Source organism: Pseudoalteromonas sp. 13-15 (assembly GCF_001468205.2).
Classification (GTDB): Bacteria; Pseudomonadota; Gammaproteobacteria; order Enterobacterales; family Alteromonadaceae; genus Pseudoalteromonas; species Pseudoalteromonas marina.
Map to the genome: position 1 here is coordinate 469,251 of NZ_CP019163.1, position 17,882 is coordinate 487,132.

21 protein-coding genes are annotated in these 17,882 nt (G+C 39.9%); 13 read left to right on the forward strand and 8 right to left on the reverse strand.

What is annotated here, in order from left to right; translation table 11 throughout:
• Positions 1–6: 6 nt before the first annotated feature.
• A complete protein-coding gene (locus tag ATS72_RS17615) occupies positions 7–906 on the forward strand; it encodes a LysR family transcriptional regulator (RefSeq protein WP_074210183.1) in 900 nt (299 codons plus the stop codon).
• Here ATS72_RS17615 and ATS72_RS17620 read toward each other — a convergent pair.
• On the reverse strand, positions 895–1,353 hold the full coding sequence (locus tag ATS72_RS17620) for a MarR family winged helix-turn-helix transcriptional regulator (RefSeq protein ID WP_058429939.1): 459 nt from the start codon (positions 1,351–1,353) through the stop codon (positions 895–897). The genes ATS72_RS17615 and ATS72_RS17620 overlap by 12 nt on opposite strands.
• Positions 1,354–1,488: 135 nt before the next feature.
• On the opposite strand from ATS72_RS17620, the gene ATS72_RS17625 reads away from it, so the two are divergent.
• The 5 genes from ATS72_RS17625 to ATS72_RS17645 all read left to right on the forward strand — a co-directional run bounded on the left by ATS72_RS17625 (position 1,489) and on the right by ATS72_RS17645 (position 6,977).
• The gene (locus ATS72_RS17625) at positions 1,489–1,917 is read left to right on the forward strand and encodes an organic hydroperoxide resistance protein (RefSeq protein WP_004587024.1); all 429 of its coding nucleotides are present in this window, start codon (positions 1,489–1,491) and stop codon (positions 1,915–1,917) included.
• A 186-nt stretch (positions 1,918–2,103) separates the two neighbouring features.
• Entirely contained in the window at positions 2,104–2,457 is a 354-nt protein-coding gene (locus ATS72_RS17630) for a metalloregulator ArsR/SmtB family transcription factor (RefSeq protein WP_004587025.1), read from the forward strand.
• Between the two features lie 38 nt (positions 2,458–2,495).
• Positions 2,496–3,506 (forward strand): ArsJ-associated glyceraldehyde-3-phosphate dehydrogenase, encoded by a 1,011-nt coding sequence (locus tag ATS72_RS17635; RefSeq protein WP_058429938.1) that lies wholly within the window; start codon positions 2,496–2,498, stop codon positions 3,504–3,506.
• Between the two features lie 29 nt (positions 3,507–3,535).
• Positions 3,536–4,753 carry an organoarsenical effux MFS transporter ArsJ gene (gene arsJ, locus ATS72_RS17640; RefSeq protein ID WP_058429937.1) on the forward strand — a complete coding sequence of 406 codons (1,218 nt, stop codon included), beginning with the start codon at positions 3,536–3,538 and terminating at the stop codon, positions 4,751–4,753.
• 103 nt (positions 4,754–4,856) lie between these two features.
• On the forward strand, positions 4,857–6,977 hold the full coding sequence (locus ATS72_RS17645; RefSeq protein WP_058429936.1) for a methyl-accepting chemotaxis protein: 2,121 nt from the start codon (positions 4,857–4,859) through the stop codon (positions 6,975–6,977).
• A gap of 79 nt (positions 6,978–7,056) precedes the next feature.
• Here the strand turns inward: ATS72_RS17645 and ATS72_RS17650 are convergent, their stop codons facing one another.
• The gene (locus tag ATS72_RS17650; protein WP_006794429.1) at positions 7,057–7,644 is read right to left on the reverse strand and encodes a TetR/AcrR family transcriptional regulator; all 588 of its coding nucleotides are present in this window, start codon (positions 7,642–7,644) and stop codon (positions 7,057–7,059) included.
• Positions 7,645–7,755: 111 nt separating this feature from the next.
• Between ATS72_RS17650 and ATS72_RS17655 the strand changes: the two genes are divergently transcribed.
• Positions 7,756–8,298, forward strand: coding sequence for a carboxymuconolactone decarboxylase family protein (locus ATS72_RS17655; RefSeq protein WP_006794430.1), 543 nt, complete (start codon positions 7,756–7,758; stop codon positions 8,296–8,298).
• A gap of 63 nt (positions 8,299–8,361) precedes the next feature.
• Here ATS72_RS17655 and ATS72_RS17660 read toward each other — a convergent pair whose 3' ends face one another.
• Positions 8,362–8,892, reverse strand: coding sequence for a hypothetical protein (locus ATS72_RS17660; protein WP_006794431.1), 531 nt, complete (start codon positions 8,890–8,892; stop codon positions 8,362–8,364).
• 52 nt (positions 8,893–8,944) lie between these two features.
• On the opposite strand from ATS72_RS17660, the gene ATS72_RS17665 reads away from it, so the two are divergent.
• Complete coding sequence (locus ATS72_RS17665; protein WP_058429935.1) at positions 8,945–9,331, forward strand: DUF1294 domain-containing protein; 387 nt, start codon at positions 8,945–8,947, stop codon at positions 9,329–9,331.
• A gap of 57 nt (positions 9,332–9,388) precedes the next feature.
• On the opposite strand, the gene ATS72_RS17670 is transcribed toward ATS72_RS17665, so the two are convergent.
• The 3 genes from ATS72_RS17670 to soxR form a co-directional block, all read right to left on the reverse strand.
• A complete protein-coding gene (locus tag ATS72_RS17670; RefSeq protein WP_058429934.1) occupies positions 9,389–10,474 on the reverse strand; it encodes a rhomboid family intramembrane serine protease in 1,086 nt (361 codons plus the stop codon).
• Entirely contained in the window at positions 10,464–11,105 is a 642-nt protein-coding gene (locus ATS72_RS17675; protein WP_058429933.1) for a hypothetical protein, read from the reverse strand. Before ATS72_RS17675 ends, ATS72_RS17670 begins: the two co-directional genes overlap by 11 nt.
• A 119-nt stretch (positions 11,106–11,224) precedes the next feature.
• Positions 11,225–11,686, reverse strand: coding sequence for a redox-sensitive transcriptional activator SoxR (soxR, locus tag ATS72_RS17680; RefSeq protein WP_058429932.1), 462 nt, complete (start codon positions 11,684–11,686; stop codon positions 11,225–11,227).
• 78 nt (positions 11,687–11,764) lie between these two features.
• Between soxR and ATS72_RS17685 the strand changes: the two genes are divergently transcribed.
• From ATS72_RS17685 to ATS72_RS17705, 5 genes are all read left to right on the forward strand, one after another.
• Positions 11,765–12,238, forward strand: a complete 474-nt coding sequence (locus ATS72_RS17685; RefSeq protein WP_039037509.1) for a flavodoxin family protein — start codon at positions 11,765–11,767, stop codon at positions 12,236–12,238.
• Between the two features lie 66 nt (positions 12,239–12,304).
• Positions 12,305–12,814 (forward strand): DsrE family protein, encoded by a 510-nt coding sequence (locus tag ATS72_RS17690; protein WP_058429931.1) that lies wholly within the window; start codon positions 12,305–12,307, stop codon positions 12,812–12,814.
• A complete protein-coding gene (locus tag ATS72_RS17695; protein WP_058429930.1) occupies positions 12,814–13,434 on the forward strand; it encodes an SGNH/GDSL hydrolase family protein in 621 nt (206 codons plus the stop codon). Before ATS72_RS17690 ends, ATS72_RS17695 begins: the two co-directional genes overlap by 1 nt.
• Positions 13,435–13,564: 130 nt before the next feature.
• Positions 13,565–15,121 carry an EAL domain-containing protein gene (locus ATS72_RS17700; protein WP_058429929.1) on the forward strand — a complete coding sequence of 519 codons (1,557 nt, stop codon included), beginning with the start codon at positions 13,565–13,567 and terminating at the stop codon, positions 15,119–15,121.
• A gap of 67 nt (positions 15,122–15,188) precedes the next feature.
• Positions 15,189–15,707 (forward strand): hypothetical protein, encoded by a 519-nt coding sequence (locus ATS72_RS17705; protein WP_006792596.1) that lies wholly within the window; start codon positions 15,189–15,191, stop codon positions 15,705–15,707.
• Between the two features lie 35 nt (positions 15,708–15,742).
• Here the strand turns inward: ATS72_RS17705 and puuE are convergent, their stop codons facing one another.
• Complete coding sequence (gene puuE, locus ATS72_RS17710) at positions 15,743–16,669, reverse strand: allantoinase PuuE (protein WP_058429928.1); 927 nt, start codon at positions 16,667–16,669, stop codon at positions 15,743–15,745.
• 1 nt (position 16,670) lies between these two features.
• Positions 16,671–17,882, reverse strand: coding sequence for a urate hydroxylase PuuD (locus ATS72_RS17715; protein ID WP_058429927.1), 1,212 nt, complete (start codon positions 17,880–17,882; stop codon positions 16,671–16,673).

Sequence of the window (17,882 nt, forward strand, 5' to 3'; positions counted from 1 at the left end):
GAAAATATGCGATCATTTAACGATATTCAAACCTTTATAGATGTAGCCAGTTGTGCCAGTATTTCTGAAGCCGCACGGCAAAACGCGCAAACCCCAGCGGCGGTAAGTGCAGCTATTAAGCGCCTAGAAAAAGATTTAGGAAACGTGCTGTTTATTCGCTCTACCCGCAGCTTACGATTAAGTGTGGCAGGGGAGCAGTTTTTAAGTTACGCCAAAGATTCACTTTCGCTTATTCAACAAGGGGTAGCTGCAGTACAAACCGCTGTGGGCGAAGTAACGGGAACGCTACAGGTATCGGCCCCGTGCGATTTAGGGCGTAATAAACTAAGTGAATGGCTTAATGAGTTTTTAGCGCAATACCCGCATGTAAAACTTAAACTGCACTTAAGTGACGAAGTAAGCGACATTTACAGCCAATCAATTGATATTGCACTGCGCTTTGGTGTACCAAAAGATTCGCAGTTAATTGCAGCGCCACTTTTTTTAAATAATGCGCGTATTTTAGTGGCCTCTCCTGAATATGTAGCAAACAATGGGTTGCTTACACATCCCCTTAACTTAACGCAGCACACCACCATTACGTTTATGCGCTTTGGCGAAGTGTTTAAAGAGTGGCGATTTTATAAAAATGGCGCGGTGCAAAAAGTGCAGCTAAGTTGCCAACACATAGTTAACGATGGCGAAATGGTTAGACGATGGGCGCTAGAGGGCAAAGGTATTGCGTATAAGTCGTACTTAGATGTTATTGATGATTTAGCAAGTGGGCAGCTCGTTCATTTATGCCCCGAGTGGCAAAGCGATCCGCTACCGCTTTATATGATGTACGCCGACCGGCGACAAATGACCCCGGTGATCAGCGCATTTAGGGCGTTTATTCAACAAAAAATAACCGCGTTAGTTGGCTAATTCATCACCGCTTTTAGTATTTAAATCGTTTACCACTAAATCAAGCAGCTGCATTAGCTGTTTGGCTTGTGTGGGGTCTACACTTTCAAACTTACATAATATATTTTTTGGAATATCAGCAGCTTCGTTTTTAAGGGCTTGCCCACTTTGGGTAAGCTGAATTAGACGCTTACGCTTATCGTGATCATCTTTAATAACAGCCAGCAGAGACTTTTCGGTCATTTTTTTGAGTATTTGGGTCATAGCGCCGCCATCAATAGCGGTTTTATCTATTAGCTGCGCTATGGTTATTTTGTCTTGCTCCCACAGCGCCATCATTACTACATACTGCGGATACGTTAAATTAAGTGCAGCCAAAGGCTCACGGTAAGCACGTGCAATGCTATTTGATGCCATATATAACCTATGACACAGCTGATTTTTTAATTTTAGTTGCTCAAATGACATACCTAACTCCTAGTGCGTTAATACCTTCAACTCAAAAAACATTTTAATTTGCATGCAAAGTATTTGCAATCTCTAATTACTTGGCTTATTATTTTGCGTGCAAAATAAATTAATTGATAAACTTTGGAGTTCACTATGAATGTATTACAAAACGTTGCCTACACAGCAAAAGCAACTGCAACCGGTGGCCGTGAAGGTGTAGCTAAATCAGACGATGGCCGTCTAAATGTAAACTTATCAACCCCAAAAGGGCTAGGTGGTGACGATGGACAAGGCACAAACCCAGAGCAATTATTTGCAGCTGGTTATGCAGCGTGCTTTATTGGTGCACTAAAATTTGTAGCAGGTAGCGAAAAAATTGCGCTACCAAGTGATACACATATTAATTCTGAAGTATCTATTGGCGCGATTGAAGGCGGTTTTGGTATTGCAGTTAAATTAGCTGTATCACTAGGTGATATGGATAAAACAGCAGCGCAAGAGCTGGTAAATAAAGCACACCAAGTATGCCCATACTCAAACGCTACACGCGGTAATATTGAAGTTGAGCTTTCGGTTATTTAATTAACTGATCACTTAGCATTGTAATAGCCCAGGGGTTTGCCACTGGGCTTTTTTGTGCGCTGCAATTTACTAGAGATCACATTAATTGAAGCGGGCTTTAAATAAATATACGGAAAATCGTATATTCACTATTTCATATATTCTAATTTTGTTTTATTGTATGCACACTAACTAAACGAGGATGCTATGGAACAACTCAACCCACTTCAATTTTACAAATGCTTAGCCGACGATACGCGCTTAAAAGCCATGTTATTAATTAGCCATGAGCAAGAACTATGTGTGTGTGAGCTTGTTGCTGCGCTGGAACTGAGCCAACCTAAAGTGTCGCGCCATTTAGCGCAACTTAGGCAATGTGGCCTATTGAGCGACCGTAAGCAAAATCAATGGGTGTACTACAGCATTAATAAAGCCCTGCCACAGTGGGCTCTTAGCGTACTAACGCAAACACGAAACGAAAATTCTGCGTTTTATAACGACGATTTAAATCGACTCAATGCAATGGGTAATCGCCCAGAGCGTGCAGCAAGCTGCTGTTAATTAAGCAAATTGATATAACTTTACTAAAGGTATTTATTATGACAATTAAAGTAGGTATTAACGGCTTTGGCCGTATGGGACGTTTAACACTGCGCGCAGCACTCGAGTGGCCAGAAGTAGAATTTATTAAAGTAAACGATGTTGCAGGCGATGCTAAAACACATGCCCATTTATTAGAGTTTGACTCAGTGCACGGGCGTTTAGCGCACAGCGTTACAGCAAACGAAAATAGCTTTAGTGTGGGTAAACACACTATTGCCGTTACCAATTACAAAACCATTAGCGACACCGATTGGTCTGATTGCGATGTAGTAATAGAAGCCAGCGGTAAAATGAAAACCACTGAGCTGTTAAATCAATATTTAGCACAAGGTGTTAAGCGCGTTGTGGTAACCGCTCCGGTAAAAGAAGACGGCATTTTAAATGTGGTTATGGGCGTTAACGATAATTTATATAACCCAAATGAGCACAAAATTGTTACGGCGGCTTCGTGTACGACTAACTGTTTAGCGCCAATTGTAAAGGTACTGCAAGAAAAAGTAGGCATTAAGCACGGCTCAATGACCACTATTCATGATATTACCAATACCCAAACTATTATTGATGCGCCACATAAAGACTTACGCCGAGCTCGTTCGTGCGGTACTAGTTTAATACCTACCACAACCGGTAGTGCAACAGCCATTACGCATATATTCCCTGAGCTAAAAGGTAAGTTAAATGGCCATGCCGTGCGCGTACCGTTAACTAACGCATCTATTACCGACTGTGTATTTGAGCTTGAGCGTGGAGTAACTGCCGCTGAGGTGAATGAATGGTTTGCTCAGGCGTCTAAAAGCGAGCTTGCTGGCGTATTAGGTTACGAAGAAAAACCACTTGTATCGATTGATTACAAAACCGATCCACGCAGTAGCATTATTGATGCGCTTTCTACCATGGTTATTAATAATACCCAGCTTAAATTATACGCTTGGTACGATAACGAATGGGGCTACGCTAATCGTACTGCCGAGCTTATGCTTAAAGTTGCTAAAAGCGACGTGGTTTAACCATTTATAAGGTTTAAAGGGCTTTAACCATGTTTGAGCAACTTGCTAATTTACCTACAGCAATAAAACAGTATTTAATTATTACCGGTAATTACTGGGCATTTACCTTAACTGATGGCGCACTGCGTATGCTGGTAGTGCTGCATTTTCATCAGTTAGGGTATGGCGCGCTGGCCATTGCCATGCTGTTTTTGTTTTACGAAATTTTTGGTGTGATCACCAATTTAGTGGGCGGTTGGCTAGGGGCTCATTTAGGCCTTAATAAAACCATGAACTTTGGCTTGGCGCTGCAAATAATGGCGCTTGCCATGTTATGTGCGCCAAGTGAATGGCTTACAGTTGCTTATGTTATGGCGGCGCAAGCGCTTAGCGGCATAGCAAAAGATTTAAATAAAATGAGCGCCAAAAGCGCCATTAAACACTTAGTGCCCGAGGGAGAAAGCGGCCAAGGCCAGCTCTATAAATGGGTGGCTATTTTAACGGGCTCAAAAAATGCGTTAAAAGGGGTCGGCTTCTTTTTAGGTGGTTTACTCCTTACGGTACTGGGTTTTGTAGGTGCTTTAAAGGCCCTTATTTTATTACTCACTATTGCGTGGATTATTAGCGTTGTATTTTTAAAAGGCGACATGGGTAAGGCTAAAAATAAGCCTAAGTTTAAAGAGTTATTTTCTAAATCCCGTGCAATAAATTTACTAAGTGCAGCACGATTATGCTTGTTTGCCGCGCGTGATGTATGGTTTGTAGTGGCTTTACCTATTTATTTAGCCCAGCAGTTTAACTGGAACTTTTGGTGGGTTAGTGGCTTTATGGCACTTTGGGTGATTGGCTACGGTGGTGTGCAATCGCAAGCGCCGCGTATTACAGGCACCAGCAATTCAAGTGTAGATACCGTTAAACATGCCTATTTATGGGTGTTGCTATTAAGTGGTGTAACTGCACTTTTAGCACTACTTATGCAATTTGATGTGGCTGTGCATGCCACCTTGATTATAGGTTTACTTATATTTGGCGGTGTATTTGCAGTTAACTCATCAGTGCATAGTTATTTAATTGTCAGCTTTGCTAAAAGCGATGGTGTATCGCTTGATGTTGGCTTTTATTATATGGCCAATGCCATGGGGCGTTTACTGGGTACGGTGCTTTCGGGGTGGGTGTTTCAGGTTTATGGTTTTGTAGCGTGTTTGTGGGTGAGCGTTGCTTTACTCATAGGTGCCTCAATAACCACAGCTATTTTGGCTAAGCGTTAAAACTCAACGTATTGTATTAAATTAAATTTTGTTCGCGGTTATCGATAGCTTGATTAGTAAAATCGTCTAAACTGTACTTGTAGTTTAAACAAAGGGCAGGTCAATGCGAGAAATATCGTTAGCAAAAAAACTATTATGGCTTACAGTAGGTAGCATATTTATAACCGTGTTACTGCTATCGAGCATTCTGTGGTGGGAGCTGTCGTCGAGTAACGATGAGCTATCAAACCAGTCAGAAAAATACATAGTGGCAGAAGTTGAAGAAAAACTAAGTGCAAACGCGGCTGTATACGGTGAAAGAATTGCAGGGTTTATTAACGAAGCATACCGTGTCCCTTTTTCACTAGCTGCCATATTAAGTGGCACGGCGGGTAATGACGCACTTAGCCGCGAATCCGTTGTTAATCTTAATAAATCCATATTAAATAATAATGAGTCGCTTTCTTCCATCTATTCCCAGTTTGAAGTAAATGGGTATGATTCAAAAGATACTCAATTTACAAATGGCTACAGTCACTCTGTTGATGGTGCTGGTACACTCGAAATTTATTTTACTCGCAGTAAAGAAGGCGTGGTCGAGCAGCAAATTGTAGACGACCCTGCCGAAAAATATTTCACTAAGCTTAATGAATTTGGCCTACGAGAGTCTGAATGGTATTTGTGTGCTAAAGACAACGTTAAGCCGTGTATTATGGAACCTTACTTATACGAAATTACGCCAGGCAATTCAGAAATGATGACGTCTCTTACGGTTCCTATTGTCAGAGACGGTCGGTTTGTTGGTATATCTGGCGTTGATTTAACGTTACCGGTTTTTCAAAAGTTAACCGAGCAGCTTTCAAAAGAGCTGTATAACGGTCAAGCTAAGGTTACCTTATTAAGTGATTTTGGTTTAATCGTAGGCAGTAGCCACTACAAAACCAAGCTTGGCCGGCCTTATAAAGAAGCAATGTCATCCACTATTACCAGTAAAGTTGAAAAGGTACGAGGTGAAAATAATCTTTTAAAAGCGGATGACACTTACCTGGTTAATTACCCCATAAATATAAAGCTTGCAGACACTCAGTGGTCGCTTATTATTGAAGTACCTGCAAATTTAGCTCTGGCTGGCCCACAGGCTTTGAGTGAAAATATGCAAAGTACCGCAGCAGCATTGGGCACTATTATTTTAGTAACCGGCTTAATTATTGCGGGTGTTGCTTTTGTAGTTATGAAATTTGTTGTGGCAGGTGTTATAGCCCCACTTGAACAAATACAAGAACGCGTTGATAACCTAGCCAGTTCAGAAGGTGACTTAACACACACCTTACATGTAGACAGCCATGCCGAACTAATTGCACTGGCTGGTGGCTTTAACCGCTTTTTAACTAAATTACGCGACCTAATTGCTGAGCTTAAAGCCGTATCAGATCAGACTAAGCAACAAGGCGAAATTGCCCAGCATATAGCCATCGACACGAAACATAATGTGCAGGCGCAGTTTAAAGAAATAGAAAGCGTTGTTACCGCTATGAACGAAATGAGCGCAACAGCGCTTGAGGTAGCAAGAGCTTCAGAACAATCAGCGCAGCAAGCTGACGAAATAAACGGCTTAGTGGTAAGCAGTGAGTCGAGCTTGTCGTCGGCTATGACGCAAGTAAAAACTATGTCTGAAGAAATAAAAGAGGCAAACCAAGCAGTTGAAAAAGTAGCGACGCGTAGTAAAGACATAACGCAAATTTTAGATGTGATCAGAACCATTTCAGAGCAAACTAATTTACTGGCACTCAATGCAGCCATTGAGGCAGCAAGGGCTGGCGAACACGGCCGAGGTTTTGCAGTTGTTGCTGATGAGGTACGAGCACTTGCTTCTAAAACACGTTCATCTACTGATGACATTAGCAACCTAATAGACAGCCTACTGCATGAGGTTGGTAATGCTTCCACCGTAATAGAAAAAGGCGTTGTAAGAGCACAAAATGCGGTTGACGAAACCTCTGTCGCCTTTGACGCGTTGCACAGTGTGGTTGTAAAAGTGGATGAAATAACCAATCAAATAACGCATATTGCAACAGCTGCTGAAGAGCAAAGCTTAGTAACAGAAGAAATAAATCGTAATTTAACGCTTATTTCTGATGCGGCATCTCAGTTGTCTGGTTTATCTTCGCAGGCAGGCGATAGTAGCGAAGTTCTTAATAAGCTAGTTGCTCAACAAGATAGCGAACTCAATAAGTTAAAAACCTAACAGGTACATAATTCCTAAAAATAAAAAACGGCGGTAATTGTATTACCGCCGTTTTTTGTCATTCATTGAGTTGTTTAGCTTAGAGCGCTCTCATAATTTTAAACATTTGATCAATCATAGGTTGTGCAAGCTCTTCAACACCCGGGCGGTTAAAGTAGCCGCGTAGCCCTGTAAATTGCACTTTAAAAAAGCGAGCATAGTCTTTTGGGCTAACCTCGCCTTTTAGCTCTTCTCGCGCAATGGCTTGTGCAAATAAATCGCTTAAATAATCTTCAAATTTGTCTGATAAATCAAGGCTTAATGAATACAAACAGCTGTCTTCATCGGCAAACTCACAATTTGCTTTTACTAGCATGCAAATGGCGCTCGGGGCATTTTTTTTATCTTTAATGATGACGTTTTCAACAAACGTTTGTAAACCACCAATAATAGTAGGCGAAGCCAATAAACACGTTTTTATTTGATCTTCTATTTGCATGGTGTAATTTTTTAAAGACTCAATATACAACCCTTCCTTTGAGCCAAACGCAGAATAGATACTACCTGGGCGCATATTAATTGCGTCCTGTAGATCACGGGTGGAAGTGGCATTAAATCCCTTTTCCCAAAATAGCTGACTGGCAAGGCGGACAACAGTCTCGCGCTCAAATTTAACTTTGTTGACCATGGTGTTTCTCAATTAATTTGAACATTCGCTCAATTTTAACTTGAGCAGTCGCTCAAAATCAAATAGTATGTGCTTCGACGTTACTTAAACAACTTATTTTTGGAGCTAACAATGGCAGAATTTACTTTATATACAGCAGAAAATGCACCTGAAGAGTCAAAACCTTTATTAGCCGATTCAGTTGCTGCATTTGGCATGTTACCTAATTTACACGCAGTAATGGCTGAAGCACCAACGCTATTAAAAGGTTACCAAGTACTTCACGAATTATTTCAAAACACTTCATTTAACGCAGAAGAGTTAACAGTGGTATGGCAATCAATTAACGTTGAACATGACTGTCATTACTGTGTACCAGCACACAGTGCCATTGCAGCGTCAATGAAAGTTGACCAAGGTATTGTTGATGCTTTAGTGAATAAAACACCGCTTGCAGATGCAAAACTCGAAACATTACGTGAAACAACATTGGCTATGACGCGTGAACGTGGCGTAATTAGTGACGAGCAGATAGAAAAGTTTTTTGCAGCGGGTTACGGTCAACAGCAACTACTAGAGATTATTGTAGGTTTATCGCAAAAGGTAATGAGCAACTACACTAACCACCTAGCAAATACGCCAGTGGACGAACCATTTAAAAAATTCGCAAAATAATCGCGTTATAATTAACAAAAAAGGCAGCGAAAGCTGCCTTTTTTGTGCCGTAAGCAGCGGGAGCTATTTGAATTTTACGGCTTGATTGCTACGCGTATAAATGCGTGACTCTGGTTTGGTCCATTCACCTTTTTTTAAATAGGAGGTAGACACAACCAATTTCCCATCTTTTAAATCGCTGGTCGACTTCACTTTAGTAATGCCTTCTTTACTACCTGTAACCTCTTCGTAAGCAACAAACTGCGTAGGGCTGAGTACTTTTATAGTGCCTTTTGTATAAAAACCGGCTGTTGTAAAATAATAAAAAACCAATGAGTCTTTTTTGCTATCGTAAAAAATCATCGACTCGCCACCATATTCACCCTCATTAATAGAGTGTTTTGTTCTTATTGCCTTACCATTAAGCGCACGCTCCCATAAGCCTACGTCTTGAACTGGTTTAGTGCCTGGTGCAACATCAAAATCAGCTTGCCACGAGCCTAAATAAGGCTGAAATACACTAAGGTGTTTATCAAGTTTAAGTGGTTGTTCTTTTGCGTGAGTTGTAAAAGCTAAAAAGCACAAAGTAAAAAATAGCACTTTAAAATATGTCATAATTATTCTCTTATTATTTGAATTGATACAGACCAGTATAGGCGATAATTACTTGATAAAGAAAACCTTAATAATTCTATCCTTATTTTTTATATCCGTAGTATGGTTTGTACATTTTCAGTGGGGCGTAACTATTTTCGCGCCTACTTATATAACTGCTATTAGTGCCATAACATTTATTATGTATGCGTGGGATAAACACAAAGCTAAGCAGTCGGTAAATAAAAAAGTAACCCGTACGAGCGAGCGAACTCTTCATTTATTAGCACTATGTGGAGGCTGGCCAGGGGCGTTAATTGCTCAGCAATTATTGCGTCATAAATCACAAAAAAAGCGTTTTATAACGGTACTTTGGGTGTGCATTTTATTAAATGTAGTTTTATATTTTTTTGCTTTAGAGTTTTTTGGGTATTTGGAAATAGCTAATATAAGCCTTTAAAAAAACGATCCCACTGAAAAACAACTAAATCAGTGGGGCGATGGTTGAATAACAGCATTAGCGTTTTAACTGTGCTTCGCTTTGGTTAAGTAATCTAATAATAGGGTTTTGTTCTAATATTTTATTTTTTAAAAAATAGCCAATCAATAACCCGGCAACAAAGCCCCCAATATGTGCGCCATAATCAATGCCATCAGGGCCGCTTAGCGCACCAGATATATTTATAATCAACCAAATTGCAAAAAACCAAGCAGCTGACAGTTTTTTCTGGTAGATAATAATCATAAAAGTGAGGCTGGCATGCCTAAACCACATTAAGTACATACCAAATAAGCCCGCAATTGCACCACTTGCACCTACACTAGGTATTGCTGATGTTGGGCTAACAAGGTAACTAGAGAGAGAAGCTATTAGCCCACACACTAAATACCAGATTAAAAAGCGCTTGTGCCCTAAAACATCTTCTAAGTTGTCACCTACCACATATAAAAAATACATATTCCCTAGCAAATGCATTATTGAGCCATGCAAAAACATACAAGTGAGTAGTGTCCATACTTCATTGCCTTCACTTATATCTGACGGTGTCATGGCAAAAAACTCAATGGCGAAGCCAAATGCTTCACTATTGAAAAAGTATAAAGCAAAAATTAATGTGTTGAGTGCTACTAAACTGAAAGTGACCCATGCTTTTCGCTGAGGTTTTATATTATATTCAACAGGCATTTGAGTTAAAAATTGAAAAAAATACGTTTTCCAGCTTGTTCTTTGATTTAGCTCGTTTAGAGTAGCTTTTAATTCTGGACTTTTTTCAACGCTTTCAAGCTCATCTTTATCAATCCAGGTACCATCACAATGCCTACAAATATCAATTTCGGTATGAAAATCTTCTAGAAGATGAAAACGTTCCAAGCTTTTATTGCAATCAGGACAGTCAAGTTCTGAAATACCTAATGAATCACCAAAGCTGGTTTCAAATTTCTCACCGACAGGACCATCGTTGATTTCGTCAATCATGCGATTAACTTCATTTTTTTCAAACCAAAGGCCGCCACATTCACGGCAGATATCTATTTCTTCACCTTGGTAATTTGTAGCTTCTAAAGCGTGTGTTTTACAATGTGGGCAGTGTTTAGTTGGCATTTTTTAGCTCCTTTAGCGATCCAACAGAAATATCATTTTGTTTTAATTCCATTTTTAACTGTTCCGCATTTTGTTTTAATGCGGGTAATGTTTCATCTTTTATTAAATGAGTTATTTTTTTTAGTTCAATTGCGGCTTGTTTAGCTGACATTTTCCTCGTTATTGCTGCATTGATTACAAAGTCTGCTCGAGAGTAAAACCGACGAATTTTAGTTAAAAACTCACTGGGTGTTTCAAGTGTAGTACGTGAAAACTGCATTGTTTTCCATATGTACTTCTCTAAAGTAGGTTTAAAAAATTCCATTTCAGATTTTGGTGGGCTTTTTGCTAAGCGCTCTGCATATTCCGCAACGGCATTTACGTTATCGTTAACTTCATCAAATAAAGAAGTACGTAGATAATAGTTGTCTTCCATTTTACTAAAAGAATCAAATTTTAAAGCTTGCTCTAAACCACTTTGAGCGGCTAAATACACGCCAAATATGGTAGAGATAACCATAAAAAGTTGATTTAACCAAAAGCCTGTGCTCTTTAGCTCTTTGTTATCAACTGTTTTAAGTGCTTGAGCTAGTTTTTGAGTGGCCGCAGGGTTTTTGGGCTCACTTTGAGATGACGGAGTTGTGGGGTTCACTGCAAAATCCTTTTTTTACTTCCTTTGAAGCGAAATATATTAATGAATGAACATTTAATAATCAATGATTTATTAAATATTCATGTCACTAGTTTTTTTCACTAATCACATTGCTTGATTTAACCACTTTTTAACAATACTGCTCCACTTTGCTCACTCCCTAAATGATCGTCTTTATTATAAATAGGGCAGCTTTTAAGTGATAAACACCCACAGCCAATACATCCATCTACGCGGTCGCGTATGCGTTGCATATACGCTATGCGTTCATCTAATTGAGCTTGCCAGCGTTTTGAAAGCGCAGACCAATCTTTTTTAGTGGGCGTGCGGTTATCGGGCAGTGAGGCAAGTGTTTGTTTTATATCGTCTAGCGAAATGCCCATGGCTTGTGCTGCTTTTATAACGGCCACTCGGCGAAGTACGTCGGGTTTGTAGCGGCGTTGATTGCCGCTGTTTCGCCAGCTTTTTATTAAATGTTTAGTTTCGTAAAAGTGTAATGTAGACACTTTTACACCACTTCTTTTTGCTACGTAACCTACTGTTAAAGTGGCGTCGATCAGCTTTTTTTGCTCAGCAGACATTAATTTTATTCCATGTATTGACCTCAATATAACTTGAGGTTTTAAGCTCCCTTCAACATTAAAAAAGGAGCTGGAAAAATGCAACAAAAACTTAGTCGTAACACCGTTATTATTTATTCATCGGCAAGAAAAAATGGTAACACAGCCGCACATGTTAAAAGTTTTGCTGAGCAAAATGAGCTGCATGTTGTGTGTTTAGATGAATTTAAAATACCGCCTTACAGTTACAGTAAAAAATACACTGATGATGAATTTTTCTCGCTTTTTGAATCACTTTTAAATTACGACCATTGGGTATTTGCTTCGCCAGTGTATTGGTATAGCACCACAACACAAATGAAAACATTCATAGACAGAATTACCGATTACATGGATGACGAACATTTAAAACCAAAGTTGCGTTTACTGCGCAGTAAAGATTTTTCGTTGCTGTCGAATGCGTCGTCGAGTGAGGCGCCAGATGCTTTTGTTGCGATGTTTAAAAACACATTTAGTTATTTAGGCATGCGTTTTTTAACGCATCACCATAAAAGTTCGCACACTTTATCGTGAATAACTGCCTTTTGTACAAAGCATCTGGTACTTTATTTATACACTAAAAAAGCCAAAGGATTGTTTATGAAATATTTACTATTACTTTTGTTGTTAAGCCCATTATCTTTCGCTAATGAGCAACCTATTAACGGTTTTGGTTATTACTATAAAGTACCAGAGCATGCAGCGATTAATGATTCGACTCAATTTAAAATAGCGTTTGATGTGGCCGATGGCGCTAAAAAAGGCGAGCAAAATAATGCGATGAACTCACTTGCCCGCTTTATAAATATGCATGTTGCACATGGCATTAAACCAGAGAACATTAAGTTAGCATTAGTTGTACATGGTGGTGCAAGTGTAGATGTGCTATCGAACGATGAATATAAAAAACGCTTTAACGTTGATAATAAAAACGCGAGCTTAATAAAACAATTATTGACAAATAACACGCAGGTATTTGTTTGCGGGCAGTCGGCTACTCACTTTAAAGTAACGCCTAAACAGCTTATACAAGGCGTTACCATGTCTTTATCTGCTATGACCGCGCATGCTCAACTTCAGCAGCAAGGTTATACTTTGAATCCATTTTAATGAAAAAATCTATTTTATGTTTTGGTGACTCAAATACGTGGGGGTTAAACCCCGCAACGGGAAAGCGTTTTGAGGAAAAAGTAAGGTGGCCGTCGGTATTAGCAGAAAGGCTAGGTGACCAATTTGCTATTATAGAAGCAGGGCAGCCTAATCGAACGCTTGTGAATAATCCACCATTTAATGGGGACTTATCGGGGGTAAGTTATTTAAAACCATTTTTAGAAGCGCACTCTTTGACTGCTATAGTGATAGCCCTTGGTACTAACGATTTAAAAAAGCGCTTTAAATTAACGCCTGAGCAAATAGGGAATGGCTTAGCAAATTTAATAGACAGTATTGAAGGGTTTTACGATGGGAATAAACAACCCAAGCTCATAATATTGAGCCCACCCTATGTTAGTTGTGTAGGGCAATATAAACATGTTTACGAGGGCGCACCGAGTAAAAACCTAGCTTTGAGTAAAGAGTTTGAAAATGTAGCGTGTATTAAAAATGCCAACTTTTATGATTTACAAAAAATCGTTTCTGTTTCACCCATTGATGGGGTACATATAGAAGCCAATAGCCATGCTAAAATAGCGGGTTTAGTGTGTAATTTAATAAATGAAGTTGATGCTTAATTAACGCTAACGCTTAAATTATAAGTACGCTATTTACTATGAATATTGTGAGCTTATTTGCATTTAAGGCTGATTATGCAATGATGGAGAACACACTGATAGTGAATGCTTTATAGGCAATAAGGACATAATGAAAAAATACCAACAAAAGTCATTAATTGCAGTTTTAACCGGTGTTTTGGTTTTTGTGTTAGGTAGCCTCGTTTTACTGTATTTTGCGGGGCAAAAATTAGCGGCTGCAATACATAAAGATGCAAAGCAAATTGTTAACCACATAGACGCAGCTGTAAGCGAGCGACGCCAAATTCTTTTTCCTTTAAATGCATTAAACTTCTCTGAGTGTAGCAACGAAAACCTGCTTGAAATGCGACGTGCACTTTTTGATGCCAAGTATGTTGTAGATATCGGCTTTTTTAAAAATAATCAGCTTGTTTGTACCACAGGTTCGGGTGTACTAAAAAACCCAATAAATGATAGAACCCCCGACTATATTCGTAACAATCTTGAAAGTAAAAACGACAATAACATCAGAGTTCGGTTTGAGCCAAACTTAAGAATTTTACTTTTTGAAGAGCGAATAATGCAGGTCGTGATTGTAAGGCAGGGTAACTATAATTTAATTATGGATACTGCAGCCATTAGTCGCAGTAATATTGCAGCACCGTACTGGGAAATAACGTATAAAACGGGTTCTGAGTCATTTCATTTGGCAGGTAAAAGCGGCTTGAGTAAAGAGCTTGTAAGCCACAAACAAATACCATTTGAAACCGCACTTATGTGCAGCAATAAAAATAAAGGATATTGCGTTGCGGTTAGAACACCATGGAGTGAGTTTTTCGCTGACAATCAATTTTTGCTGATTATTTCTCTTATTTTAACCTGCCTAACGGGTGTGTCGAGCGCGCTAATAGTGGATTATCAAATTGCCGCTCGTCGCTCTACTAATAATAGAGTGCGTAAAGGCTTAACAAAGGGCTCATTTTATTGGACTTACCAACCTATTATTTGTTTGCACACAGGTAAAGTAATTGGTTGTGAGGTGCTAGCTCGCTTTGAAGACAAATACGGGCCACTTTACCCCGATGAGTTTATTCCGGTGATACGAAAAAATAATTTAACGTGGTCGTTTACTCAAGCAATGGTAGCGAAAGTACTTAAAGAGCTTACAGAGTTGGACGATTTACCAACGGGTTTTAAGGTGTCTATTAATATATTTCCTTGCGATGTGGAGCTTGGAAATGTATCGCTGTTGACACAAGAACCTGCACTTATTAATTCACGCTTTATTATTTGCCTAGAAATAACCGAAGACGAGTACCTCGATACTAGCATTGCACATGCTCATTTTAGAACGCTGGTTGATTCTGGATTTAATTTGTCGCTGGATGATTTTGGTACTGGCTATTCTAATTTAAGAAATTTACAAAATTTAAGTTTCCACCAGTTAAAAATAGACCGAACTTTTGTACAAGATATAGCCACGCAAGGTTTAAAGGCGTCTATGATCCCTAATATAATGGAGTTAGTGCGTAAGTTTAATTACACCTGTGTAGCTGAAGGAATAGAAACAACTGAGCAAGAAGCTATGTTAAAAAGCGCGGGTGTACATTATGGGCAAGGTTGGAAATACGGCCGGCCAATGAAGGTCGATAAATTTAAACGGTATATAGCACAGCAAACGCTTTAAAAAAGATCGACGATCTTTTTTAAAGCGTATAAGCAGTTAAATTTATTATAAAAACAGGCTAATTAGAATGATTAGATCAATATTTACAATGCTTTTGTTACTCTTAATAACTGGCTGCGCATCGCAATACCCTAATCAGCAAGTTGTCGGAAAGCAATTTCCAACGATTACTGGCGAAAGCTTAGAGAAGAAAGAATTTGTTATTCCGAGTGATTTTAACACTGAAAAAACCTTGCTGCTTATAGGCTATAAACAAGATAGCCAGTTTGATATTGATCGCTGGTTAATCGGTTTAGATATGGCAGGTGTAACACTCCCTACCTATGAGTTACCTACCATTGCCGGCATGGCACCGCGAATGTTTAGCACGTTTATTGATAATGGTATGCGCAAAGGGATTCCTAAAGAGTTATGGGGTGGTGTTATTACTATTTATAAAGACGGTGAAGCGGTGCAAAAGTTTACTGGTAACCAAAGTCCTAACAATTCGCGCGTTATTCTTATAGATAGCACAGGGAAAATATTATATTTTTACGACCGTGGTTTCTCTGTTGATGCACTCAATAAATTAAAGGCAAAAATATAATATGAGGCCGGTAATTTTATAGCCGGCCATGAATTTTATTTAAATGGGTGGGTTTTAAGCCAATGCTCCGCAATTTGTTCGCGCGTGGCAAACCAAACTTGTTCATGCGAGCGGGCATATTCTAAAAAACGTGCGAGGGCTTTAATGCGCCCAGGGCGGCCAATTAAGCGGCAATGCAGCCCTATCGACATCATTTTTGGGGTGTTTTCACCTTCTGGGTCGCCTTCTTCATAAAGCGTATCAAAGGCATCTTTTAAATAATTATAAAACTGATCGCCGGCGTTAAAGCCTTGCACAGCAGCAAAGCGCATGTCGTTTACATCAAGCGTGTAGGGCACTATTAACTGTGGTTTACCTTCTTTAATACTGTAAAAGGGTAAGTCGTCGCTGTAGTCATCGGCATCATATAAAAACGAGCCATTTTCTACCACAAGGGCAGCAGTATTTGGGCTTGTGCGCCCGGTGTACCAGCCTGTTGGCTTCTTACCAGTAAGCGTTTGAATGATCTCAGTGGCTTTTTGCATGTGCTCGCGCTCGGTTTGTTTATCAATGCTTTGATAATTAATCCAGCGCAGGCCGTGGCTTGCAATTTCGTGCCCTGCATCAACAAAGGCTTTAGCTACATTGGGGTGGCGCTCAAGGGCCATTGCCACGGCAAAAATGGTGACCGGTATATCGTATTTTTTAAAGAGTTTAAGTAAACGCCATACACCTGCTCGCGAGCCATATTCGTAAATGGACTCCATGCTTATATGGCGGTCTTCTACATGCGGGGCACTGACTATTTCAGATAAAAATGTTTCGGCCGCTGCATCACCATGTAATACACAGTTTTCGCCGCCTTCTTCGTAATTTAATACCACTTGCACAGCAATGCGGGCTTTATTGGGCCAATTTGCATGGGGCACCTGTGAGCCATAACCAATTAAATCGCGCGGGTAGTGTTTAAATTGCTCGCTCATGCTATTGCTCCTTTTTTACTGTACTTAGCCAAGTGCCCAGCGTTTCGCGCTCTGCATCAGTCATTTTGGTCATATTAGCCAATGGCATATCTTTGGTAATAACGGCGCGGGTATGAATAAGCGTGCTGGCTTTTTTTACATCATTAATAGAGTCGAGCTTAAAGCCAAGGGGCGCGGTTTGAAAAAGCTTTGATGTAGGTGTTTCACTGTGGCACTGTGTACAGTGCTTGCTGATTATTTCCCATGCTTGGGTGTCGGTAATGCTTGCTTGTAAAGGCGCGCTTTCGCCTGTATTTGTTGGGCTGCTAGGCCAAGGCGCTATGGCAAGCATTAAGGCAAAAAAGGCGGCAATACCACTTATAAGTACCGAGGGTTTATTAACGCCTTGGTGCTTTAAGTTAAAGTAATGGCGTATCCACATGCCAATGCCAAATAGCGCAATTAATATAAGCCAGCCAAAGCTGTGGCTGTAGGTATAAGGAAAGTGGTTGCTCAGCATAATAAATACCACTGGTAACGTAGCGTAGTTATTATGAATAGAGCACAGCTTTGCTTTTAAACCCGGTGCTGAATCAGGAATGCGGCCAGCTTCTACTTCGCTTACCATGTAGCGCTGCCCTGGCATAATAATGTGATACACATTACCAACCATACACGTGCCAATAAGCGCGCCTACATGAATATACACAGCGCGGTCACTAAATAGCTGATCGACCCCGTAAGTCCAAAGGGCCAATATGCCAATGACCACAGCAATAAACGCTTTACCGTTTTCAACGAGCGAGGTTTTGCACAATAAACGATAAACACCATACCCTAAGCCAATAAAGCCAAGCGATGCGCCAATAGCGGCAAATTTACTTAGCTCACTTTTACTGTTATCGATTAGGTAAACATCAGCGCCAACATAATAAAGTAGGCTAAATAATAAAATACCGGTGATCCACGTTGTGTAGGCTTCCCACTTAAACCAGTGCAGGGTGTGCGGCATTTTTTCAGGGCCATTTTGATACTTAGCAACTTCGTAAAAGCCACCGCCGTGCACGGCCCATAAATCGCCTTTTATGCCTTTGTCTTGTTTCCACTGTGGCGGGGTTTGTAAGTTATTATCAAGCCACGCAAAATAAAACGACGCTCCAATCCACGCTATACCTGAAATTACATGAAAATAACGCAGTACTAAATGAGCAAGCTCAAATAAATAATTTTCCAT

Coding starts and splice junctions, on each gene's coding strand:
- ATS72_RS17615 (WP_074210183.1), top strand. CDS start 7: ATGCGATCATTTAACGATATTCAAACCTTTATAGATGTAGCCAGTTGT.
- ATS72_RS17620 (WP_058429939.1), bottom strand. CDS start 1,353: ATGTCATTTGAGCAACTAAAATTAAAAAATCAGCTGTGTCATAGGTTA.
- ATS72_RS17625 (WP_004587024.1), top strand. CDS start 1,489: ATGAATGTATTACAAAACGTTGCCTACACAGCAAAAGCAACTGCAACC.
- ATS72_RS17630 (WP_004587025.1), top strand. CDS start 2,104: ATGGAACAACTCAACCCACTTCAATTTTACAAATGCTTAGCCGACGAT.
- ATS72_RS17635 (WP_058429938.1), top strand. CDS start 2,496: ATGACAATTAAAGTAGGTATTAACGGCTTTGGCCGTATGGGACGTTTA.
- arsJ (WP_058429937.1), top strand. CDS start 3,536: ATGTTTGAGCAACTTGCTAATTTACCTACAGCAATAAAACAGTATTTA.
- ATS72_RS17645 (WP_058429936.1), top strand. CDS start 4,857: ATGCGAGAAATATCGTTAGCAAAAAAACTATTATGGCTTACAGTAGGT.
- ATS72_RS17650 (WP_006794429.1), bottom strand. CDS start 7,644: ATGGTCAACAAAGTTAAATTTGAGCGCGAGACTGTTGTCCGCCTTGCC.
- ATS72_RS17655 (WP_006794430.1), top strand. CDS start 7,756: ATGGCAGAATTTACTTTATATACAGCAGAAAATGCACCTGAAGAGTCA.
- ATS72_RS17660 (WP_006794431.1), bottom strand. CDS start 8,892: ATGACATATTTTAAAGTGCTATTTTTTACTTTGTGCTTTTTAGCTTTT.
- ATS72_RS17670 (WP_058429934.1), bottom strand. CDS start 10,474: ATGCCAACTAAACACTGCCCACATTGTAAAACACACGCTTTAGAAGCT.
- soxR (WP_058429932.1), bottom strand. CDS start 11,686: ATGTCTGCTGAGCAAAAAAAGCTGATCGACGCCACTTTAACAGTAGGT.
- ATS72_RS17685 (WP_039037509.1), top strand. CDS start 11,765: ATGCAACAAAAACTTAGTCGTAACACCGTTATTATTTATTCATCGGCA.
- ATS72_RS17690 (WP_058429931.1), top strand. CDS start 12,305: ATGAAATATTTACTATTACTTTTGTTGTTAAGCCCATTATCTTTCGCT.
- ATS72_RS17695 (WP_058429930.1), top strand. CDS start 12,814: ATGAAAAAATCTATTTTATGTTTTGGTGACTCAAATACGTGGGGGTTA.
- ATS72_RS17700 (WP_058429929.1), top strand. CDS start 13,565: ATGAAAAAATACCAACAAAAGTCATTAATTGCAGTTTTAACCGGTGTT.
- ATS72_RS17705 (WP_006792596.1), top strand. CDS start 15,189: ATGATTAGATCAATATTTACAATGCTTTTGTTACTCTTAATAACTGGC.
- puuE (WP_058429928.1), bottom strand. CDS start 16,669: ATGAGCGAGCAATTTAAACACTACCCGCGCGATTTAATTGGTTATGGC.
- ATS72_RS17715 (WP_058429927.1), bottom strand. CDS start 17,882: ATGGAAAATTATTTATTTGAGCTTGCTCATTTAGTACTGCGTTATTTT.